24 protein-coding genes are annotated in these 22,695 nt (G+C 37.4%); 12 read left to right on the top strand and 12 right to left on the bottom strand.

Features of this window, described 5'->3' with window-relative positions; translation table 11 throughout:
- Positions 1 to 140 precede the first annotated feature (140 nt).
- The gene (locus PP182_RS19705; RefSeq protein ID WP_272652965.1) at positions 141 to 1,844 is read left to right on the top strand and encodes a GMC oxidoreductase; all 1,704 of its coding nucleotides are present in this window, start codon (positions 141 to 143) and stop codon (positions 1,842 to 1,844) included.
- A gap of 116 nt (positions 1,845 to 1,960) precedes the next feature.
- On the top strand, positions 1,961 to 2,419 hold the full coding sequence (locus PP182_RS19700) for an ASCH domain-containing protein (protein ID WP_272652964.1): 459 nt from the start codon (positions 1,961 to 1,963) through the stop codon (positions 2,417 to 2,419).
- Positions 2,420 to 2,472: 53 nt separating this feature from the next.
- Here PP182_RS19700 and PP182_RS19695 read toward each other — a convergent pair whose 3' ends face one another.
- From PP182_RS19695 to PP182_RS19680, 4 genes are read right to left on the bottom strand one after another with little or no spacing between them, the layout of a single operon-like run.
- Positions 2,473 to 3,612: a Gfo/Idh/MocA family protein gene (locus PP182_RS19695; RefSeq protein ID WP_272652963.1), complete on the bottom strand. Its 1,140-nt coding sequence runs from the start codon at positions 3,610 to 3,612 to the stop codon at positions 2,473 to 2,475.
- A 48-nt stretch (positions 3,613 to 3,660) separates the two neighbouring features.
- Positions 3,661 to 4,893: an MFS transporter gene (locus tag PP182_RS19690; RefSeq protein ID WP_272652962.1), complete on the bottom strand. Its 1,233-nt coding sequence runs from the start codon at positions 4,891 to 4,893 to the stop codon at positions 3,661 to 3,663.
- A gap of 5 nt (positions 4,894 to 4,898) precedes the next feature.
- Complete coding sequence (locus tag PP182_RS19685; protein WP_272652961.1) at positions 4,899 to 5,342, bottom strand: DinB family protein; 444 nt, start codon at positions 5,340 to 5,342, stop codon at positions 4,899 to 4,901.
- Positions 5,343 to 5,360: 18 nt separating this feature from the next.
- Positions 5,361 to 6,353, bottom strand: coding sequence for a sugar phosphate isomerase/epimerase family protein (locus PP182_RS19680; protein WP_272652960.1), 993 nt, complete (start codon positions 6,351 to 6,353; stop codon positions 5,361 to 5,363).
- Positions 6,354 to 6,526: 173 nt separating this feature from the next.
- Here PP182_RS19680 and PP182_RS19675 point away from each other — a divergent pair, with 173 nt between their 5' ends.
- From PP182_RS19675 to PP182_RS19665, 3 genes are read left to right on the top strand one after another with little or no spacing between them, the layout of a single operon-like run.
- A complete protein-coding gene (locus tag PP182_RS19675) occupies positions 6,527 to 8,245 on the top strand; it encodes a GMC oxidoreductase (protein ID WP_272652959.1) in 1,719 nt (572 codons plus the stop codon).
- Positions 8,245 to 8,892, top strand: a complete 648-nt coding sequence (locus PP182_RS19670; RefSeq protein ID WP_272652958.1) for a gluconate 2-dehydrogenase subunit 3 family protein — start codon at positions 8,245 to 8,247, stop codon at positions 8,890 to 8,892. The genes PP182_RS19675 and PP182_RS19670 overlap by 1 nt, the downstream gene beginning before the upstream one ends.
- A gap of 1 nt (position 8,893) precedes the next feature.
- Positions 8,894 to 9,814: a hydroxypyruvate isomerase family protein gene (locus PP182_RS19665; RefSeq protein ID WP_272652957.1), complete on the top strand. Its 921-nt coding sequence runs from the start codon at positions 8,894 to 8,896 to the stop codon at positions 9,812 to 9,814.
- A gap of 278 nt (positions 9,815 to 10,092) precedes the next feature.
- Here the strand turns inward: PP182_RS19665 and PP182_RS19660 are convergent, their stop codons facing one another.
- On the bottom strand, positions 10,093 to 10,284 hold the full coding sequence (locus PP182_RS19660) for a hypothetical protein (protein ID WP_272652956.1): 192 nt from the start codon (positions 10,282 to 10,284) through the stop codon (positions 10,093 to 10,095).
- A gap of 384 nt (positions 10,285 to 10,668) precedes the next feature.
- Positions 10,669 to 11,175, bottom strand: coding sequence for a hypothetical protein (locus PP182_RS19655; RefSeq protein WP_272652955.1), 507 nt, complete (start codon positions 11,173 to 11,175; stop codon positions 10,669 to 10,671).
- A gap of 474 nt (positions 11,176 to 11,649) precedes the next feature.
- On the opposite strand from PP182_RS19655, the gene PP182_RS19650 reads away from it, so the two are divergent.
- Positions 11,650 to 12,384: a LytR/AlgR family response regulator transcription factor gene (locus PP182_RS19650; protein ID WP_272652954.1), complete on the top strand. Its 735-nt coding sequence runs from the start codon at positions 11,650 to 11,652 to the stop codon at positions 12,382 to 12,384.
- Between the two features lie 90 nt (positions 12,385 to 12,474).
- Positions 12,475 to 14,382: a tetratricopeptide repeat protein gene (locus PP182_RS19645; RefSeq protein WP_272652953.1), complete on the top strand. Its 1,908-nt coding sequence runs from the start codon at positions 12,475 to 12,477 to the stop codon at positions 14,380 to 14,382.
- On the opposite strand, the gene PP182_RS19640 is transcribed toward PP182_RS19645, so the two are convergent.
- Complete coding sequence (locus tag PP182_RS19640; protein ID WP_272652952.1) at positions 14,375 to 14,944, bottom strand: DUF3109 family protein; 570 nt, start codon at positions 14,942 to 14,944, stop codon at positions 14,375 to 14,377. The genes PP182_RS19645 and PP182_RS19640 overlap by 8 nt on opposite strands.
- Before the next feature lie 113 nt (positions 14,945 to 15,057).
- Between PP182_RS19640 and PP182_RS19635 the strand changes: the two genes are divergently transcribed.
- Together PP182_RS19635 and PP182_RS19630 are read left to right on the top strand one after the other, a co-directional pair.
- Positions 15,058 to 15,642 (top strand): MarC family protein, encoded by a 585-nt coding sequence (locus PP182_RS19635; protein WP_272652951.1) that lies wholly within the window; start codon positions 15,058 to 15,060, stop codon positions 15,640 to 15,642.
- Between the two features lie 35 nt (positions 15,643 to 15,677).
- Positions 15,678 to 15,881, top strand: a complete 204-nt coding sequence (locus tag PP182_RS19630) for a hypothetical protein (protein ID WP_272652950.1) — start codon at positions 15,678 to 15,680, stop codon at positions 15,879 to 15,881.
- On the opposite strand, the gene PP182_RS19625 is transcribed toward PP182_RS19630, so the two are convergent.
- The 4 genes from PP182_RS19625 to PP182_RS19610 all read right to left on the bottom strand — a co-directional run bounded on the left by PP182_RS19625 (position 15,878) and on the right by PP182_RS19610 (position 19,369).
- Complete coding sequence (locus tag PP182_RS19625; RefSeq protein WP_272652949.1) at positions 15,878 to 17,503, bottom strand: S41 family peptidase; 1,626 nt, start codon at positions 17,501 to 17,503, stop codon at positions 15,878 to 15,880. The two genes, PP182_RS19630 and PP182_RS19625, sit on opposite strands and share 4 nt — an antisense overlap.
- Positions 17,504 to 17,508: 5 nt before the next feature.
- On the bottom strand, positions 17,509 to 17,940 hold the full coding sequence (locus PP182_RS19620; protein WP_272652948.1) for a deoxycytidylate deaminase: 432 nt from the start codon (positions 17,938 to 17,940) through the stop codon (positions 17,509 to 17,511).
- 87 nt (positions 17,941 to 18,027) lie between these two features.
- Positions 18,028 to 18,615, bottom strand: coding sequence for a HupE/UreJ family protein (locus PP182_RS19615; protein ID WP_272652947.1), 588 nt, complete (start codon positions 18,613 to 18,615; stop codon positions 18,028 to 18,030).
- 13 nt (positions 18,616 to 18,628) lie between these two features.
- Positions 18,629 to 19,369 (bottom strand): TerB family tellurite resistance protein, encoded by a 741-nt coding sequence (locus PP182_RS19610; protein WP_272652946.1) that lies wholly within the window; start codon positions 19,367 to 19,369, stop codon positions 18,629 to 18,631.
- Positions 19,370 to 19,495: 126 nt separating this feature from the next.
- Here PP182_RS19610 and PP182_RS19605 point away from each other — a divergent pair, with 126 nt between their 5' ends.
- From PP182_RS19605 to PP182_RS19595, 3 genes are all read left to right on the top strand, one after another.
- Positions 19,496 to 19,906, top strand: coding sequence for a BrxA/BrxB family bacilliredoxin (locus PP182_RS19605; protein ID WP_272652945.1), 411 nt, complete (start codon positions 19,496 to 19,498; stop codon positions 19,904 to 19,906).
- Positions 19,907 to 19,980: 74 nt separating this feature from the next.
- Positions 19,981 to 20,718 (top strand): lysophospholipid acyltransferase family protein, encoded by a 738-nt coding sequence (locus PP182_RS19600; RefSeq protein ID WP_272652944.1) that lies wholly within the window; start codon positions 19,981 to 19,983, stop codon positions 20,716 to 20,718.
- Positions 20,715 to 21,389, top strand: a complete 675-nt coding sequence (locus PP182_RS19595) for an HD domain-containing protein (protein WP_272652943.1) — start codon at positions 20,715 to 20,717, stop codon at positions 21,387 to 21,389. Before PP182_RS19600 ends, PP182_RS19595 begins: the two co-directional genes overlap by 4 nt.
- A 5-nt stretch (positions 21,390 to 21,394) precedes the next feature.
- On the opposite strand, the gene PP182_RS19590 is transcribed toward PP182_RS19595, so the two are convergent.
- Positions 21,395 to 22,666, bottom strand: a complete 1,272-nt coding sequence (locus PP182_RS19590; protein ID WP_272652942.1) for a nucleotide sugar dehydrogenase — start codon at positions 22,664 to 22,666, stop codon at positions 21,395 to 21,397.
- Positions 22,667 to 22,695: the final 29 nt, after the last annotated feature.

The raw sequence follows: 22,695 nt of genomic DNA, 5'->3' as shown, positions 1-22,695 counted from the left end.
ATTTAATACGTTGTTAATGTTGCAAGTAGAAATCTGTGAATTAATATTATATTTAAAGAATTAATTACACATTCCTGTATTTATCATTCGTCAATTTATAAATATAGGAAATACCATCAGAAAAAGATAAAAATAAAGGGATGAATCAAGAAGAAACCTACGATGCTATCGTAGTTGGAACGGGAATAAGTGGTGGTTGGGCAGCCAAGGAACTGACCGAAAACGGCTTAAGAACCTTAGTCCTGGAACGTGGCCGTATGGTAGAGCATTTAAAAGACTACCCTACCATGAACGATGATCCTTGGGACTACGCTTACAAAGGTGAGCTTTCTAAGGACGAACAAAAAAAATATCATGTTCAGAGTAGGGTAAATTGGGCGCCTAAAGACGATAATAAGCATTTTTTCGTAAACGATTTGGAACATCCCTACGTAGAGACAAAACGTTTTGATTGGATTCGCGGGTATCAAGTGGGAGGAAGATCCCTTACTTGGGGGAGACAGAGTTACCGATGGAGTGATATTGATTTCGGAGCCAATAAAAAGGAAAATATTGGAGTGGATTGGCCTGTACGATATACCGATATTTCACCATGGTACGATAAGGTTGAAGAATATATTGGTGTTAGTGGTGAGAATTTGGGTCTAAAACAATTGCCTGACGGGAAATATCAGCCCGCTATGAAGTTGAACTGTGTTGAAGAGGTCTTTAAAAAAGAGACCGCTGAAAAATTCGATGATGGGCGATTGGTTACAATTGGCAGAACAGCCCATATAACAGATCCCAATGCAAATTTTGAAGGTAGAGGTACCTGCCAAAACCGCGATCGTTGTTCAAGAGGTTGTCCTTTTGGAGGATATTTTAGCAGTAATTCCTCCACTTTGCCAGCAGCGGAGCGAACAGGCAATATGACCTTGCGGCCGAATTCCATTGTTTATGAAATTATTTATGACGACACTACAAAAATGGCTACGGGGGTAAAGGTAATCGATGCCGAAACCCATGAAGAATTAGAGTTTAAGGCAAATGTAATATTTCTATGTGCTTCGGCGATGGCATCAGTTGGGATTTTGCTTCAGTCCAAATCGGAACGATTTCCAAACGGGCTTGGTAATGATTCCGATGCCTTGGGACGAGGAATTATGGACCACCATTATAAATTAGGGGCTTCGGCTAAGGTTGATGGATTTCTGGATAAATATTATAAGGGACGACAGCCTACAGGCTTTTACATCCCGCGATTTGTAAACCTGGACGAAAATACAAAGCGAGAAGGTTACTTACGAGGTTTTGGATATCAGGGAAGAGCTAGCCGTGGAGATTGGTCTGAATCCATTGCCGAGTTGAGTTACGGAAAGGAACTAAAACAAGAAATTATAAAACCCGGACATTGGACTATCGGCGTTACAGGTTTTGGTGAATTTCTTCCCTACGATGATAACAGAGTTACCTTAAGCCCAACAGAAAAAGATAAATGGGGGCTACCTCAATTGGCTTTTGATGTGGAGTTCAAAGAAAATGAATATAATATGAGAGAGGATATAAAAAAACAAATAGAAGTCATGTTTAAGGCTGCGGGCTTTAAGGAAATAAGCACCTATGATCAAGTTACCGGTCCTGGATTAGGTATACATGAAATGGGTGGTGCCCGTATGGGTCATAGTCCTAAGGACTCCATCGTAAACAAAAACAATCAGGTCCATTTAGTACCCAATGTGTATGTAACCGACGGAGCCTTTATGTCGTCCTCTAGCTGTGTTAATCCTTCATTGACCTATATGGCTTTTACTGCCCGGGCGGCAAATCATGCGGCTAAAGAATTTAAAGCGGGTAAATTTTCGTAAACAATAACGATATAACGGGAATCTTAAGAATCGTATCGATCTAATTATTTGATTCAATATCAATGTAAGTTCTTTAAAGATTCTACAGACCCAACCATTTATTTATTAAATAGACTATGGAAAATGCTTCTGCCAGAAATATGTGGGGTGATTACTTGGACAAACATCTCGAGGATGCGTTTCACGATGCGCCGGAAGTCATACATTTCTGCGACAACCAAAAAGATGCTGACCTATGTGCGGATTTAGCAAAAAAAGGAATTAAAAAAGCGACAACGGATTCGCTTTTAGGTTTACAACTAAGAAAGGAAGCCTTACCTAAAATTGGAGATTTTAAGGTAGTTACCAATTGGGAAGGTGAGGCACAATGCATTATTAAACTTATTTCAGTTAAACTAAAACCCTATTTTAATATTGACGAGCAATACGCAGCATTGGAAGGAGAAGGGGATAAAAGTTTATCCTATTGGAAAAAAACGCATTGGGATTACTATACCAGGGAACTAGAACCCTTTAATAGAAAACCAAACGAAAGTATGATCGTGGTGTGTCAGGAATTTGAAAAAATTTTCTAAAAAATAAAAAGGACCGGTGAGTAGCCGGTCCTTTCTTAAAATGGGTCTATTAATTAATCCTCTAAATCCACCCAAGTATTTCCGTTCTTATTAGATTCTACTGTCGATAAAATAAAATCCATCCCTCTTACACCATCAACGATGGTTGGGAATTCGCCGTCATTATATTTTTCACCTCTAATGGCTCTTGCCGCTCCTAAATAAATGTTGGCCATAGAATCAAAAATTCCTTCAGGGTGACCTGCAGGTAGTTTCGTACCATCCAATGATAATTCGGTATTATAGGCATGACCGGGCTTGTATATTTGAACAGGTTCGGTATCACTCATCTTATACAGGAAATTAGGTTTTTCCTGTTCCCAAACAAAAGCTCCCTTTTCGCCATAGATGCGAATGGCCAAACCATTTTCCTCTCCTGTTGCGACCTGACTTCCTCGAATTACCCCTTTTACATGGTCGCCCATTCTTATTAATACGGTACCGTCTACATCCATTTTATTATCCTCATATAAATAGTTGAAATCACATAAAAGCGACTTCACTTTAAGACCAGTAGTGTATTCTACCATATTAAACGCGTGTACCCCTATATCTCCCATACAGGAACTTATTCCCGCCTTCTTAGGGTCTAGGCGCCAAACCGAATTTCGTTTTTCCTTATCATGGATAATTTCATTGATCCAACCTTGATAATATCTGGCATCTACCTTATGGATTTTCCCAAGAGCTCCGGCTTTAATCATTTCCCTCATTTGGCGCACCATAGGATACCCGGTATAAGTATGTGTCAAGGCAAAAACGGTACCTGATTTTTGTTGTGATTCCAATAAGGTTTTTGCTTCTTCCAAAGTAGTTGTCATGGGCTTTTCACAAATGACATGAAATCCATTGTCCAATAACTTTTTGGCCATTGGGAAGTGTAAAAAATTAGGCGTAAGAACGGAACATACTTGTATACGTTCATCCTCAGGCAATTTCATTTCCTCCTCCACTAGGGTGTCAAAATCTTTGTATACCCGGTCCAGAGGAATATCAATTTCTTTTGCAAAAGCAATGTTATCATCATAATCGGGATTGAAAACCGCCCCTGTGATTTGATAATTATCATTTATATGGGAAGCTACCCTATGTAATACCCCAATGAGTGAATCTCCTCCTCCTCCTAAAATTCCTAATCTAATTTTCTTTGGCATGTTGTAATCGTATTTTTAGTTTTAAGGTTTTCAATTTATGTAAAAATTCTAAGATTGATAGTCGATTTTTTCTCTTTTAAATAAAAGAGCATATAAAATCAACACTATAAACGCAAAGCTGGCAGGATATAACCAAATCGATTCCCAAATATGCATTCCGTCGCTCAACAAATAGGTGTTGGCTATCTCCCCCGCTATCCAAAAACCAATTAACATACCCACCCCGTAGGTTGCTAGGGTAATTAGTCCCTGTGCCGAGCTTTTATATTTAGGCCCTGCTTTACTATCCGTATAAATTTGACCGGAAACAAAAAAGAAATCATAGCATATACCATGAAGTGCAATACCTATTATCAACATGAAGCCGAGTTCCCCTACATCCCCATAAGCAAATAAAAGATAACGTACTACCCAAGCAAGCATGGCTACCAAAATGGTATTTTTAAATCCAAATTTTGTAAAAAAGTAGGGTAATAGCAATAAAAAAAGAATTTCGGAAATCTGACCTAATGTCATTTTACCAGTTGGGTTTTCCATTCCTATTTCTACCAAAAAAGGATTCGCATTCTGATAATAGAACGCTAAGGGAATACATATGAGAATCGAGGATATAAAAAATATCAAAAAATTCCTGTCCTTGAACAAATTCAATGCGTCTAAACCCAGAATATCCCTGATGCTCAATTTTTCACTTGTACCTTTTGCTTTCGGCGGTGTTTTTGGTAGGCTGAAACTGAATATCCCTAAGAACAAAGAAGCCATGGAGGTCATTAAAAATGTGTTTTTTAATTGCCCCTGTAATATACCCGAACTAGAATCCCATTCAAAAAGATAACTGATCAATAGCCCAGCAACAATCCAACCGAGTGTCCCAAAGACCCTTATCATGGAAAATTCTTTGGCCGGATTTTTCATCTGATTAAAGGAAACGGAATTGACCAATGCCAAAGTTGGCATATACAATATCATGTAGCCCAAAACATACGGATAGAAAACATCGAAGGAAGTTGTCTTGTACATTAGAAACAAAAGACCAGCACCCAAGAGATGTAAGAGCCCCAAAATTCTTTCAGCATTGAAATATCTATCGGCAATTAAACCAATAACAAAAGGAGCAATAATAGCACCCCAAGATTGGGTTGAAAAAGCCAAAGCAATTTCACCGTCCGAAGCATTAATATTATTACCCAGAAAAGTACCTAGTGTTACAAACCACCCTCCCCAAATAAAAAATTCCAGGAACATCATTAAACATAGGCGTATTCGAATACCGAGGTTCATGGCTTTTATCTTTTATAAAAAACGTAATCCAATACAATAGGCTCTATGTCATTTTTTCTAAAGTCCATAGCAATTTGCCCCCTATGATTTGTAGAATGATTTATAATGTGAAACAATATATCCTGTAAGGTATTGGTGAAAAGCCTGCCTTCGGAATTTTCATAGTCGATTCGTTTATCAAAACCATCCGCATTTGTGGTTATTTCAAACGAAGTCCTTTGGTTTTCATAATGGATATCAGACCAATCTTTTACATTATGTCTGTCCCAAACATTAAATTCGGAAGTCTTCATTAGAATTCGGGCATTCCAGATATGATGTGCATTAAGGATATGGCTAAAAAGTTCCTGCGTTTTATCGGGAACCTGTTGCATTGCCACACATTCATCGATAATTCTCTTATTACAAAAGAAATTATAGTCGAACAATTCATGAAAGAATGCTTTCATATTCCAATAAACCTAGAGTTAAACAACTTCTTTAGCCGCCTTTAATAATAAATCCCTTGTTGCAATAATACCTTCTTCCTCGCTTAGCACGTTTCCTTCATATTCAACGCCCACAAATCCGGTATATCCATTGTCCTTGACTATTTGTAACATCTTTACATAGTCAATATTCTCTTCGTTCCCCTCTGCATCAAATACGTTGGATTTTGCACTTACCGCTTTGGCATAAGGCATCAATTCCTTAACTCCTTTATATTTATCATACATTACTTCGCAATCCCAGCTATCAGGTTTCCTGGTTATGCAAAAATTTCCAAAATCCGGTAAGGTACCTACATTATCCATAGCTACCATCTGCATTACCTCAGCATGTAATTCACCATTAGAAGATAGTCCTCCATGGTTCTCTACAAGAACATTGATGTTCTTATCCTTGGCATACCTGCCAAGTTTGGTAAGACCGTCCACAGAATTCATCTTCCATTCCTCCGGATCATTGCTGCCATTTAGATTTACTCGGATGGCGTGGCAACCCATTGCCGCAGCGGCATCTACCCACTTTTTATGTTTCTCTACTGTTTCATTTCGCTCAGCTTCATCGCTTGCGGCAAGATTCCCTTGTCGGTCAATCATAATCAAAACATTCTTCATACCGTGCTTTTCAGCTTCGGTATTAGACTTATCAATAAATGCGGTCATAGCCTCTGGTGAATAGTCATCGTTTTCTAAATCAGCAGGGTAAAGTTGGCTAACGTATTCCAAACCTTTGAAACCCCAGTTTTTAGCTTTTTCCGCAAAAGTGTATGGATCCACACCCTTTTCATTAATCATTTTATGAATGGACCATTGCGCCAGGGATAGTTCAAAAAACGGTTCCGTCATTGCTGAAGATTCCTCCATTTCGGGAATCGTTTTATCCTCTTTTTTTGTTTCCTTACAAGCGTAGGCTCCCAAAAAAGTAACTCCCACACCTGCTGCGGTGGTCCTAGTAATAAAATTTCTTCTTTTCATTGATCAAAATAATTTTTGCTTAGGTAATTGGTTCTAAAATGTTTAACTCCATAAAATGGAGTAATTTACTGATTACCACTATAACGTTATAGTGTCATATTCTCAATAAGATTAAGATTTAAATGTATAGAATTAATTTAATATTTAATAAATTTAGGGAATAAACAATTTCTATGAGTAAATTTTATTATAACGAAGAACAGGAATCGTATGATGCGATTGTTGTTGGAACTGGAATTAGTGGTGGATGGGCCGCTAAAGAGCTTTGTGAAAATGGTTTAAAGACACTAGTTCTTGAACGGGGTAGAATGGTGAAGCACATAGAGGATTACGTGACTGCCAACAAAGACCCTTGGGATTTTCCAAATGGGGGTGTTGCTACCAAAGAAATTATTGAGCAACAACCTAAACAACACAGAACTGGTTATACTACGAGCCAAGCAAGCCATATGTGGTTTGTAAATGATTTGGAACATCCCTACAATGAGATCAAAAGATTTGACTGGATGCGTGGCTACCATGTTGGAGGACGTTCACTTCAATGGGGGCGGCATAGCTATCGATGGAGCGATATTGACTTTACTGCGAATAAAAGAGATGGTATAGCCGTAGATTGGCCTGTCCGTTATAAGGACATCGCGCCATGGTACGCTAAAGTTGAGGATTATATCGGAGTAAGTGGTGAGGCATTAAACCTGCCACAACTCCCGGACAGTAACTTTTTACCCATGATGGATCTAAACTGTGTAGAGCAACATGTTCGGGAAAAAGTAGCTGAAAATTTCGATGGTCGCGTAATTACATCAGGAAGGGTTGCACATATAACGGGAAGTAAAAATTTCGATGGCCGATCAAAATGCCAATTCAGAAATAGATGTATACGAGGTTGTCCTTTTGGAGCTTATTTCAGCAGCTTGTCATCAACTTTACCCGCGGCCGAGGCAACCGGTAACCTGACCTTAAGACCAGATTCCATCGTGCATGAAATAATGTACGACCCTAACACTAAAAAAGCTACTGGTGTGAAGGTAATCGATAGGGTCACCAAAGAGGCCTATGAATTTAAAGCAAAGGTTATTTTCCTTTGTGCTTCGGCCATTGCTTCAACATCCATTCTAATGCAATCCAAATCCGATCGCTTCCCCAACGGAATGGGCAATGACTCCGATCAGCTGGGACGTAATGTAATGGATCACCATTTGGGCGTGGGAGCCTCTGGAAAATTTGATGGATTTGACGATAAATACTATAAAGGCAGAAAGCCTAATGGTGTTTATATTCCAAGATTTAGAAATTTGGGAGGCGACTCCAATCGCACCGATTATAAACGTGGCTTTGGATATCAAGGTGGTGCTAGCCGTGGAAACTGGGAAGACGTCATCGCAGAAATGTCCCACGGCAAGAACTTAAAGGATGCCATTACCAAACCCGGCGGATGGACCTTTGGTATTGGTGGATTCGGGGAAATATTACCTTATCAAGAAAATAGATTCACTTTGGATTACGATAAAAAAGATCAGTGGGGACTACCAACGGTAACCTTTGATGCAGAATTCCAAGAAAATGAATATAATATGCGCAAGGACATGCAGGAGTCAGCCGTTGAAATGTTGGAGAAAGCAGGTCTGCGTGATGTACAAGGGCATGACAATGAAGAATCTCGTGCTATAGGTCTAGGAATCCACGAAATGGGTACGGCCAGAATGGGTAGGGATCGAAAAACTTCGGTATTAAATGGCAATAACCAACTCCATGATGTACCTAATGTTTATGTCACAGATGGATCATTTATGACATCTGCAAGTTGCGTGAATCCGTCATTAACCTACATGGCATTTTCAGCGAGGGCCGCAAACCACGCTGCAGAAGAACTTAAAAAAGGAAATATATAATGGATAGAAGAAAAGCACTTAAAAATATGGGGTTAGCAATGGGTTATACTGTTGCTACTCCCACCCTTTTAAGCATTATGCAAAGTTGTAAAGGGGAAACTGTGGCGACATGGACACCTGAATTCTTAACGGTATCGGAAGGAGCTGTCCTTACCAAACTGGTAGATATAATTCTTCCAAAGACCGATACTCCTTCCGCATCGGAAGTACAAGTGGATATATTTATAGATAAGTTTGCTAAAGACGTCTTGGAAAAAGAAGAACAAGATTTTCTAAGAATGGCTATGGGAAAATTTACCGATAAGGCTTTACAGGATTCTGGAAAGTCAAATGTAGACGACCTTACTTCTGAAGATTTGGAACCTGTATTGGCAAGTTCCCTAAAGTATACGAAAGAGGATGAAGCCAAAATGTTCGAGTCCATTACCTCTTATACGGAAGCTGTAGCCGAAGGTAGTGAAGCGACTTTGGACGATGAGACATCCAGGTTCGCATTTGCAAATAATCTTCGTGGATTGACCATTTGGGGTTATAAAACTTCAGAATATGTAGGAGAGGAAGTAATGGCTTATCTTCCCGTACCGGGAGAGTATATTCCCTGTGCGGATACTCAAGAGTTAACCGGAGGCAAAGCATGGTCCTTATAACATGAAAAGAAGAGACTTTGTTAAAAATACAGCCCTTTCCAGCGGAGTTATTTCGTTGGGAGGGGCTTTTTCTTACGCATCCTCAGATCATAACCAAGGAAAAGCCCCTAACAGCTTTAATCTTAATTATGCGCCTCACTTAGGCATGTTCAAGCAACATGCAGGGGAAGACCCTATTGACCAAATAAATTTCATGGCAGACCAAGGGTTTAATGCATTTGAAGATAATGGCCTTATGAACCGTGATATCTCCTTACAAAATAAAATTGGGGAAACCCTTGCCAAAAGAGGTATGACCATGGGGGTGTTCGTTGTGGATAAAGGAGGTAATATGGCAAATACCTTAGCTGCAGGAAAAAAAGAACATGTTGATATCTTCCTAGATGGTTGTAAAAAAGCCGTGGAAGTAGCAAAACGTGTAGACGCAAAATGGATGACCGTTGTCCCTGGAGGATTTGAAAGAAATTTTCCGATAGGAGTACAAGATGGCAATGTTATAGAAGCCCTGAAACGAGGTGCTGAAATTTTTGAACCTCATGGACTAGTGATGGTATTAGAGCCATTATCGGATTCGCCGGACCTTTATTTGCAGAACTCAGATCAAACATATATGATTTGTAAAGGGGTGGACAGCCCTTCCTGTAAAATACTGTTTGATATATACCATATGCAAAAAACAGAAGGTAATATTATACACAATATGGGACTTACATGGGATGAAATAGCCTATATTCAAGTTGGTGACAATCCTGGTAGAAATGAGCCTACTACTGGCGAGATTAATTACAAAAATGTATTCAAGTTTATTCATAACCAAGGTTTCAATGGCGTACTCGGGATGGAACATGGTAATTCCCAATCTGGTAAGGATGGGGAAACGGCAGTAATCGAAGCTTACAAAAAAGTGGATCAATTTCTTTGAAACAGACCCGGATAAACCTTTTTCAAGAAAAACCCCCATCGTAAAAAATTTTCACGATAGAGGTTTATATTTTTTAACGGGATATGGACCCAAATGGCCTTCCGCCGTTTTTTTTGGCTTGTTTACCACGCTTTAATCCACGGATACATTCATATGGATTAAAGAGATCTTGACCATAATGGAACCTTATCTCAAGTATCCTTTATTGCTAGGTGTCGGCATACAAAAAATGCAACAGCATAAAACAACATACTTTACATGGTGATGACATTGTATACTTAATCCAATTCTGGTTTTACCACGCTAACGGAATCAATCTGAATTTCACTCATCTCCAAAATTGTACTTTCATCTTCTTCAGGGCAGTCTCCTTGTAGGCATTCAATTAGATCAGTTTGTTCTTTTGTACATGAGGTTATTGATAGGGCCAATGCCATAACACCTATTATAATTACCATTTTAGTTTTCATCTTTCATTGGTTTTTAATTAATATGCTCTTAATTCAATTATTAGGTTAACGATAAATTATAAACCAAAACTATAAAGGCCCATATACAGGTAAAACTCTTGCTGTGTATTGGTTTAGCTACTATATCGTTAGGGCTTAACCCTTAATTTCTAGCGAAATAGGGTTACTTTGTATTATCGCCTTGTTTAGTTGGAATAGCGTTTAATCTTAAAAAAATACGACCCCTCAATGCTTCATTTGATGAAAAATGCCCACCAAGTGCTAATCTAGGTAGTTCCCCCGAAACCTATTATTAGACTTGTAACGAAATACTCAGTGCATTCCTGTTACCATTGGCGCTCAAAACATTGACCGGAACAAAAATATCCCTAGGGTCGTATATTGCTAGAAATTTTGAAAAGAATCCGAAATTCGAATTGTTTTCCCATTATTATTTAAAAGGGTTATATCTAAATAACCTTGAATATGCTCATCTTTTAGTTTATTTATTTGTACAAAACCTTTGTTAGCAAAAAAGGGTTTTTCTCCGAAACCTTTATTCGTAAAAACCCCAAAAACACCTTCAAAGCCATTTAAGAATCCGTCAATATGGTTTATTGTATACACTTCATTACTAAGATACTTGTCGTTACCCCGACTCATGATAACCAGCTCAATAGCACCTTCTGAATCACAATCAAAAAAAACCAATGTCAATTTCTTGTAATAAAGTCCATCTTCAGATTTTTCGGCTTCTAGTTCAAAACTTAATTGGGATGGTATCCTTGAATTCTTGTGAACCAAAGTCTCATTTGGTATAAATTCCAATTCATTTCCAGAACTGGAAATCAACAAAAATGGTAAAAAACCCAAAATACTATACTTGAAAAATTTAATCGAGAAACGATACATCCGAGTTTAGATTGATCTTAGTTATTAGAATTAATAATAGTTTTTGGCTCATTCTGCCCCATTGCTAATTTTTCATCTAGTACTTCCTTGTTATTTTTTCGTTCCAGTAAAGATGCCATAATAACTACAATCAATAAAATCCCGAACATTAGTAAACATTTTTTCATAATCACGTTCATTGAAAGGTTAGTGAATAGCCCATACGAATTTAAGCCAAGATTACTGTGAATGGGGCCAACATGTATAAACTGCATTCTTTTTTGTATAATCGGGATAGGAAAATTTAAAGAATATCATTCACCTTAATTTATGTAATCCTTTTCTTATAAGAATATGGTTTTCATCTATTTAAACAGTTGATTTGATATTTTTTACCAGTTATACTTAAATGTGTTCCATTGACACAAAATATTTAAGGGAGTATGTCGATAGTACTAAATTTGATTAACTTACCTCTTGAGATATATTTGAAATATGCTAGAAGCTGTAATTGTCGATGATGAAATAAAGGCGCTCCAGAGTCTCTCATGGGAGCTCACAAATTTCAGTGAAGAAATCAATGTGACCGCTTCATTTACAAATCCGTTTGAAGCATTGGAATATTTGGAGAAAAACACTCCGGACTGTCTTTTTTTAGATATAGAAATGCCTACAATGGATGGGTTCCAATTTATACAGAAACTGACCAATAAGAACTTTCCTGTTGTGATAACCACTGCATACAATCAGTATGCCATTAAGGCTTTAAAGAACGAAGCGATAGATTATTTGCTTAAACCAATTGATTCCGACGACCTAGAGGACACCATTACAAAAATTAAAAAGTTCAACACTAAAAATTTCACGGCAGAAAAATTAGAGCAAATATTGTTAAACTTTAATTCCCGATCCACCAACAAAAGAATTACCTTAAATACGGACGGAAAACTACTATTTTTAGAGAGCGATGAAATCCTCTATGCTGAATCAGATGGTAACTACAGTACTATTTTCCTTGTTGATGGACAAAAGATAGTACTTACAAAGAAACTCAAGGAAGTAAATACTTTATTACCGGAAGATGCCTTTTTCAGAATTCATAATTCATACATTATCAACCTAAATAAAATAAAGGAATTCCTGAAGACCGATGGTTATGTAGTATTAAAATCGAATCATAAGATACCTGTTTCCAGACAAAAGAAATCTGACTTTTTAGATTTATTATAAGTAGGTATGATTTTGAATCTTTGTAATATTCATTGGTTTTTTTCATTTCTAAAATTCCCATTTTTTCTAAAGGGGCGTACATTTCTTTATTTGATTCTACTTACAGCCAGCACATTTTCATTTTCCCAAGAGACTTCGGAAGAGTTTGAGAGTACCTTGAAAAACCTAATTATCGAGGCCCCAAGTACCTATGCCGAAATAGATGGTTATTTACGAGCGTATAGAAAGGACACTTCCTTAATGAAATTGGTTGTAGAAGAATCCAAAAAATTCAATTATTGGGAATCACAAATCTATGCCCTAAATCAAATGGGCAGGGTATATAGAGATATATCGCAGTATCCCAAGGCACTGGAACTTTTCCAAGACGCTCTTAAACTCTCCATTGAAACAGAAAACCTGGAATTCAGAGTCTATAGCCTAAACATGATCAGTGTCGTCTATAGGCGAACAGATGCGATCAAATCCGCTTTGGATTATAGTCAGGAGGCGTTGGAATTGGCGGAAACAATTCCATTTGAAAATCGTTCAACTGGTTTAAAAAGAAGTATAAATGTCTCCTTGAATTCTATCGGAAACATTTATCAACTATTGGAACAGTATGATTTGGCCATTGAAAAATTTAATGAGTCCATGAAATTGGAAAATGAACTTAACAATAAGTTGGGTTTGGCTATTAACCATCAAAATGTAGGGGAGTGCTATGAAGCACAAGAAAAGTTAGATCTGGCATTGGAAAGCTTTCAAAAATCATTGGCTTTTAATACGGAAATCAATTCCGAAAAAGGCAAAATCATTTGTAATTATAGTATTGCCCATGTGTATGTCCATTTAAACAAAATGGAAGAGGCCTTAAAACTGCTAAATTCCTCCTTAAAAAGGGCAAAAAATTTAGGAGATCAAGAAATCATCGCTACTGTTTATATCAATTTGGGTTGGGCCTATTTAAATGTTGGAGATTACAATTTGGCCGAATCCAATTTAAATGAAGGACTTAAAATTGCTACGGAATATAACTTTCCTTCCGAGATAGCGGAAGCCAATAAATTTCTATCCGAATTATGGATGAAAAAAGATGATTTTAAAAGAGCAATGAACTTTTACAAAGAGTCCAAAAAATATGAGGAACAGGTAACTAACAACTTAAACCTTAGGTATGTAAACGATATGATTGTGCGGTACGAAGCTGAAAAGCAAAGCGACCAATTAAAATCATTAGAGGAAGAAGTAAAAAACCAAGCCATTACCTTGAGAAAAAACAAGACGATGCTCTTGATTACCTTCATTGGTCTCGCCCTAGTGGCCGGAATTCTTTACATTCTATATAGACAATATCAGCTAAGCAGTGAAAAGAAACTTTTGACATTGGAACAGACTATGTTGAGGAGTCAAATGAATCCACATTTTCTCTTTAATTCATTGAATTCCATTAAACTATACATCATTAATAACGAAAAGAAAAACGCGGTCCACTATCTCAATAAGTTTTCTAAACTGGTTCGGAAAATTCTAGAAGCCTCTTCACAAAGGGAAATTCCACTCGCGGAAGAATTGGAAACCGTGGAATTATACATGAATATTGAGAACATCCGATTTTCAAATGAAATCATTTTTAAAATCAATGTAGAAGATGATATCGATGTGCATAACGTCAAAATTCCGTCACTGATTCTTCAACCTTTTTTGGAAAATGCACTTTGGCATGGGCTTTCATCCAAAGAAGGAGAAAAGAACATCACCTTAGATGTTATGAAGGGAGTGGAAGGGTTTATCAATATTGCCATTACGGATGATGGTGTTGGACGTGATGCCGCGGAAAAAATAAAGGAGAGAAAGGTATTAAAACGAAAGTCCGTAGGAATAGACATTACCAAAGAGCGATTGGCAAATTTCTCAAAGGATTATCAAAATTCATTCCATGTGGAAATCATTGATATTTATGATAACGAAAATAAAGCTTCTGGAACTAAAATAATGCTACACATCCCAACTATTTAAGGTGTTCCTTAGCAACCTGGTCCAATTCTTCGTACCAAGTCTTTCCAAACTTTCTAATTAGGGCTTCCTTTACAAATTTATAAATAGGAACTTTAAGTTCTTCACCTAAAGTGCATGCTGGGTGACAAATTTGCCATTTGTGATAATTAATCGCCGTCAACTTCGTGTACTCACGTATCCTAACGGGATAAAGATGACAGGACACCGGCTTTTTCCAATTGATCTTTCCTTGGTTGTAAGCCTCCTCAATTCCGCACTTTGCTATATTTTTATCATCGAAGGTAACGTAAGCACACTCACTGCCTTTTACCAATGGCGTCTCCCATTCACCGTCGTCCCCTTTTACGAACGCTCCCTCTTTTTCTATAACGGATATGCCCTCCGGTCTCAAAAATGGCTTAACCTTTGCATAGATATCTACCAAAATCTCCGTTTCCGATTCCTCCAGTGGAGCCCCAGCATCCCCATCCACACAACAAGCCCCTTTACACGCATTAAGGTTGCACACGAAGTCATTTTCAATAATCTCCTCCGAAACAATGGTCTTACCTAACTGGAACATTTTATTTTTTTGTGCGGCAAGATAACATATTTCGTGTGTTGCCTTAGAAGATTATTAATTTAATAACATCCAAAGACCTATTATTAAACGTAAATTTGCAAAAATTTTATAAAATGAACTTTAATTTTGACCTTAGGGAAATAGCGACAGCAAGTATGGTTTTGTTTGCCGTAATCGATATCTTAGGAAGCATTCCTATTATCATAGGCCTAAGAAAGAAGGTGGGTCATATACAGTCCGAAAAGGCATCTGTGGTTGCGGCTTGTATCATGGTCGCATTCTTATTTTTGGGAGAAGAAATTCTAAACCTTATTGGGATAGATGTAAACTCATTTGCCGTCGCCGGTGCGTTCATTATTTTCTTTCTTGCCATTGAGATGATATTGGGCATTACCATATATAAAGACGACGAGCCCGAAAGTGCTTCAATAGTTCCTATTGCTTTTCCTTTAATTGCCGGAGCGGGAACCTTGACTGCACTTCTATCGCTTAGGGCCGAATATCATGTAGAGAATATCATAGTGGCAATCATTGTCAATATCATTTTTGTATATCTAGTACTGAAATCATCTGTAAAGTTGGAAAAAATCCTAGGGAAAGGAGGTGTCAATGTAATCAGAAAAGTGTTTGGTGTTATACTTATGGCCATTGCTGTTAAACTTTTTGCGGCCAATATCAATGAACTTTTTAATCAGTAAAAAAGAGTGTATTTTTACGGTAATCCGGAATTGTGATGAACAAAACTTTAGCTATTATATTGGTAGTGTGCGCGGTGGCGCTCATTGCATATAATGTAACCTTAATAGATTTTTCCAATCCTTTTGAAGGAAATAGTATCGTTGCCATAATTGGGGTCATGGCATCATTATGTGCCATTGTTTTAATACTTATATTTTATACCAGTAAAAAAATCCAGAAAAATATGGAGGAAGATTAGTTTTGGGACTCTATGGCTTCTGCCGCTCCTTGCTGGATAGTGGGGTTATCCAATTCCAAAACCCTTAAAAGCATTGGGTCTTCAACACTTTTTATTTTTGCATGCATATTGGCATCGAACAATTGTTCTGCCAAGGAGGCTTTGAGGTATAGTTTGATACTATCCTCAAAATCGTAAAAATTCATTTTTAAATTCCTTTCCAAGGAGTACTCTACAAACTTTTCGAACAGAATATCATCCACACGGAAATATCTAAAAAATTCCTCCGCGGTATAGTCCGAGTACAGTCCCCTGTTTTCATCCAAATGTTCAAACACAAAAAAGGATAGAAACCCAAGACTGTCCATACTTTCTACAGCCTCTTCTTCATTTGTTCCAATGGGAACAAACTCATCTGGAATAATGCCGCCTCCGCCATAAACTATCTTACCCTTTGGAGTAGTAAACTTTAATGAGTCCGCTACCTTTATACTATCAACAGATACCATTTCACCATTGTGGTACCTATCCGTAAATCTTTCATAGTAATCCTTGTTACCGTTGGCATAACTTTTCTGTATACTCCTACCTGTAGGAGTATAATATCTAGAAACGGTTAAACGTACGGCGGAGCCATCTCCCAAAGCCATCTCTCTTTGCACAAGCCCCTTCCCGAAAGAACGTCTACCCACAATGGTTCCAATGTCGTTATCCTGCAATGCACCGGCTACAATCTCACTAGCTGAGGCCGAACGTTCATTAACTAAAACGTAAATAGGCTTTTCCTCAAAACCACCTCTTCCGGTGGCAAAAGTCTTATCTATTTTCCCTTTCTTGTTCTTTGTAAAAAGTATGAGTTTGCCATCTTTTAAAAACTCATCGGCCATTTGTTCGGCGATATTCAAATAACCGCCAGGATTATCCCTTAGGTCCAAAACTAGTTTGGAAGCGCCCTCTTTTTGTAATTTTTTTAAGGCCGATTTAAATTCTTTAAAGGTAGATTCGGCAAATCTCGTCACCTTGATGTATCCTATGTCTTCTGCAAGCATGTAGTAGGATTCAACACTCTTAATGGGAACGACGCCTCTTTTAACGGTAACTGTAAAGGTTTTTTCTTCTGATTTTCGATAGACTTGAAGCTTAACTGGCGTACCTTCCTTCCCTTTAAGTTTATCCACAATAACATCGCTCGGCATATTCTTTCCATACAATGTGTCGTTATCTGCCATTAAAATCCGATCTCCTGGCTTTATCCCTTTTGCAAAGCTAGGCCCGTCCTTTACCGCTCTTATGACAGAAATCGTATCCCTGTACGAATAAAAATTTATGCCAATACCAACAAAATCACCCTTCATATTTTCTGAAACCCGGGTCATTTCCTTTTCTGGAATATATACCGAATGTGGATCCAATTTTTCCAAAATACTATTGACGGTAACATCGACTATACTATCAGTGTTCACCTCATCCACATACTCATAATCTATATAGTCTATAAGCCTATTGAGTTTATCCTTTTTTGAATTTGTAGTAAATAACTTTTCAGGAGTATCATTGAAATTGAGTTTACCCCCCACAAAAACACCAATAGCTAAAGCAAAGGCAATAATGGTAGGTAAAAGGTATGAGTCTTTGTTCTTCATTTCAACTAGTCATCAATTTTTGGCATAAATTCAATCTCTACTCCAGCCCTTTTTAAAAAGCTAAGTCCGGAGTCATCCTTGTATGCAATTTGATATACAACACGTTTTATGCCAGATTGGTGTATCAACTTGCTACATTCCCTACAGGGAGACAGCGTTATATATAATGTGGCTCCTTGACAGGACTGCGTACTGGAAGCTACTTTTGATATAGCATTGGCTTCTGCATGAAGCACATACCATTTTGTATACCCTTTTTCATCCTCACAAAAATTTTCGAATCCGGTAGGCGTACCGTTATATCCGTCCGAAATAATCATACGATCTTTAACGATAATGGCCCCGACTTGCTTACGTTGACAGTAGGATAGCTTTCCCCATTCCTTGGCCATCCTCAAATAAGCTTTATCGTATTTTTCCTGTTTCGATTTATTCATAAAAAGAAGCAAAAATGCTTGGATTAACTAATATAACTGCTTTAAAAGCCCCTACAAAAGTATAAGGACAATTTTAACTTTTGAAACTCAATACCAAGGAAACGTTTGGTATAAGAGTGGTATTGTGATCAATAAAACAATTATACTAGCCGACAAAACGAAAATGGACTGTTTGACCTTCCCTATGCCTTGAATGAAAAATGCCATCAAGAGTACTATCATAACAATTATAACTTGAGAAATCTCGATTCCTGTTGCAAATCCAAGTAAAGGGGTTATTTTCTCATCCTCCCCCGAAATAAGCATTTTAAAATAATTCGAAAATCCGAAACCATGAATAAGGCCAAAAAAAGCGGTAGCTAGGACATGAAGCACAATACGCTTGTTTCCATTTATATTCTTCTGATACATGATGTTAAAAATAGCGGTCAGGAAAATGGTCACGGGTATTAAAAATTCGATTAGTGAGACATCCATAACTACAATCTCAAATACAGACAACAAAAGGGAAAGACAGTGTGTTATCGTAAATACCGTAGCCAAAAGCAAAACCTTCTTCCAGCTTTTGAAAGTAAATGGGATAGCTAAGGCAGATAGAAACAAAATATGGTCATAGGCCGCTAAATCCAAAACATGGTTTAATCCCATTTCCACATAAAACCAAAAATTTTCCATAATCTATTTAACACTAATTGATTCCTCTTTCTTTTTGTATGGTTTCGTAGGCAAGCTGAACTTGTTTAAACTTCTCCTCTGCACCTTTTTTAATGGCCTCATCCTGTGTGTTTACACGGTCAGGGTGATACTTTTTGGCCATTGTTCTATAGGCTTTTTTTACTTCTTCGTTGGAGGCCGATTTATCTATTTCCAATATCTTATAGGAATTATCCGCAGATTTTATGAACATGGCCATAATACTATCAAAATCTCGTTGAGACACTCTTAAGTATCCGGCTATTTCTCGAATTTTGTTTATTTCAGGGGTACTAACATTACCATCTGCCTGTGCTATACCAAACAAGAAGTGAAGTAGTTGAAGTCTTACTTCATAACGTGTCCTTTGTGCCAAAAATGAGCCGATACGTTGCGCGGACACCTCCCTTTTCTTAGTAATGTCATTAAATGTTCTAAAGATTGCATTGGCCTTTTCCTTGCCATAGGTACCAACAAAGTACTGCCTAACATAATCCATTTCCTGCTGGCTTACTTGTCCGTCTGCCTTGATTACGATAGAACATAACGAGAGTAAATTCAATTCAAAATCTGCGGGTGATACATTGGGCCTTGTAAAATCCCTAAAAACAGTCTTCGCCTGACTGGTTCCCGAACCAAAAAGACTATCCAGAATACTCCCGACAAAGAAACCTAAAATGGCTCCAGCCAAACCCCTAATAAAAAAGCCGACAAAAGCCCCAATCCATTTAATCATTCCAATATTTTGATATTTGCCAAAGATAAAATATTCAGGAGATACTGGAAGACTAACGAAAAGTTAAGGTCTTCTAGTAAATAGGTCAGATTGGTTATCTTTGTAATTCATTTTTAAAAAAATACTATGTATCCTGCAGAATTAGTAAAACCTATGAGAGACGACTTGGCATCTGCCGGGTTTGAAGAATTACATACAGCTGAATCAGTGGAACAGGCCATTAAAAAACAAGGAACCACATTGGTAGTGGTTAATTCTGTTTGCGGATGTGCCGCTGCCAATGCAAGACCAGCTGCAAAGATGAGTTTACAAAACGATAAGACTCCGGATCATACTGTTACCGTATTTGCCGGAGTAGACACTGAGGCAGTGAACGCGGCTAGGAATCTAATGGTCCCTTTTCCTCCTTCTTCTCCGTCCATGGCCTTGTTCAAGGATGGTGAATTGGTCCATATGATAGAACGTCACCATATTGAGGGAAGACCTGCTGAAATGATTGCTGAGAACCTCGTACAAGCTTATAACGAATTCTGTTGAGAAGCTTCATTCTTTCAAACGTATTTTAGACATTTTACACCGCTCTTAACAGAGCGGTTTTTTATTTTTGTAACATGCAAAAGATGCTATCCTACATTGTTACCCCTTTTTTTTTCGTTGCCTTTGGGATAACGCTGTTGGTTTTTCACCCTATACTTTGGTTGAGCTTAAATCTTTTTGGTTATCCCGGAATTAAGAGGACCGTTAGTCTTCTCAATCTTTCGTTAATGCGCTCCACTAATATTTTAGGAACTACCTATAAATTTTCAAATCCTTATAATATTCCGATTGATCGACCCTTAATTATCGTCACAAACCACCAAAGTATGTATGATATACCACCAATTATATGGTACATGAGAAAGCACCACCCAAAGTTTGTGAGTAAAAAAGAGTTAGGGAAAGGTATTCCAAGTGTCTCATATAATTTAAGACATGGTGGGTCTGTATTAATTGACAGAAAGGACGCAAAAGGTTCAATTATTGAAATTGGGAAACTAGGTGCTTATATAGAAAAACATAATAGAACAGCTGTTATATTCCCTGAAGGAACAAGAAGTAGGGATGGACATCCAAAACCATTCAAACCCATGGGACTCAAAATGCTAATGAAAAAAGCACCGTCCGCTTTAATAGTTCCAATAAGTATTAATAATTCGTGGAAACTTGTACGCTTTGGAAAATTCCCTATGGGACTTGGGGCAAAAGTTTCTTTTGATGTCCATGAACCAATAGAGAACAACGGGGATTTGGATGAATTACTGGCCAAAACAGAAGCAGCCGTCGTATCCGGAATAAATTCTTTTAAATGAGCAACACCGAAATAATCGAAGAAACCATAACCTTTGTAAAGGAAACACTGCAAAATGCCGAAGGTGGACACGATTGGTTTCATATCAAGAGGGTATTTCAGAACAGTATGCTCATTGCAAAGGACGAAAAAGTGGATATTCTTGTGGTAAGCCTTGCAGCCTTATTGCACGATATAGCCGATGCAAAATTTTATGATGGTGACGAAAAAATAGGACCCAAGATGGCTAATAATTTCCTAAACTCCCTTAATGTTCCAAAAAAGACCATTCGCCATGTCGTAAAAATTATTAAGTATATATCCTTTAAAAACAGTCTAGGAAAGTCCAAAAAAAAGCCTTTTAATTCTAAGGAACTGGAAGTTGTACAGGATGCTGACCGTTTAGATGCCATTGGAGCTATTGGTATCGCTAGGGCATTCAATTATGGTGGCTATAAAAACAGAGAAATCTATAATCCAGAAATTGCTCCTAATTTAAATTTGACCAAGAAAGCTTACAAGAAATCAAAAGCCCCAACTATTAATCATTTTTACGAGAAACTGCTTTTGCTAAAGGATAAAATGAATACGGAAACGGGGAAAAGGCTTGCCGAGTCAAGGCATCAATTTATGTTGGCTTATTTAGAACAGTTTTACACGGAGTGGAATCCTCTCATTATCAAACCGAACTAAGTAATTTAAAGACGATCTGTAACTAATTGTTTTTGGAAAAAACTTTTTATATCAAAAATTACAGTTTTTGAACTTGACTTTATATCTCCAAGATTAATTTTCTTGAAATTATTATGCCCTACTGCTAAAATAATAGCATCATAGTTTTTTCCAATTTTAGGAGCTAGACTGAAACCATACTCATCAAATACTTCTTCGACATTTGCGCAAGGATCGTAAACATCTACATCGGCTCCAAAATTTTTAAATTCTCTTATCATATCAATCACTCTGGAATTACGGATATCAGGGCAATTCTCTTTAAATGTGATACCTAAAACTAAAATTCTGGATTTTGTAACCGTTAAATTATTTTTTACCATCAGTTTAATTACCCTATTTGCTATATATAAGCCCATGTTATCATTTATCCGCCTTCCAGATAAAATGACTTCCGGGTAATAACCCAAACTTTGGGCTTTATGAGTTAAATAGTAAGGGTCCACACTTATACAATGCCCACCTACCAAGCCTGGTCTAAAAGGTAAAAAATTCCATTTCGTACCAGCTGCTTCTAAAATTTCTTCAGTATCAATATTTAGCCTATCAAAAATAAGCGCAAATTCATTGACCAACGATATGTTCAAATCCCTCTGAGTATTTTCAATAATCTTAGAAGCCTCAGCGACCTTAATACTGGATACCTTATGGGTTCCTACTGTAATTATTTGATTATAGAGTTCATCAACTACATTGGCTATTTCCGCTGTGCTCCCGGAGGTGACCTTAATTATATTATGAACACGTCTTTTTTTATCACCTGGGTTTATTCTTTCTGGTGAATAACCACAAAAGAAATCTTCATTGAAAGTCATACCACTATATTTTTCCAAAACAGGGACACAATCCTCTTCTGTACATCCCGGGTAAACTGTTGACTCATAAATAACAATATTCCCCTTATTAAGATTCTTGGCGACCAACCTACTTGCGGACAAAATTGGTTTCAAATCTGGTTGTTTAAAATGGTCTATAGGTGTAGGAACCGTAACAATAAAAATATCTGAATTTTTAATATCTTTTTTACAATGTGTAAACTTAATTTTGGCCATATCGCCCTTGTCATTGGAAGTAACTTCACCAGTATTATCTATCCCTTTTTTGAGTTCATTTATCCTATCTTCATTGATATCAAAACCTATGACATCAAAATCATTTTTAACAAACTCTACGGCCAATGGAATACCCACATACCCCAAACCAATTATCGCCAGTTTTTTATTTTTTATATTGTTCATCGAAAGATATTCTAATTGCTTAATGTCTA

This window comes from Maribacter sp. PR1, from assembly GCF_028464145.1.
Lineage (GTDB): Bacteria > Bacteroidota > Bacteroidia > Flavobacteriales > Flavobacteriaceae > Maribacter.
This window is presented reverse-complemented; position numbering and strand designations above follow the sequence as displayed.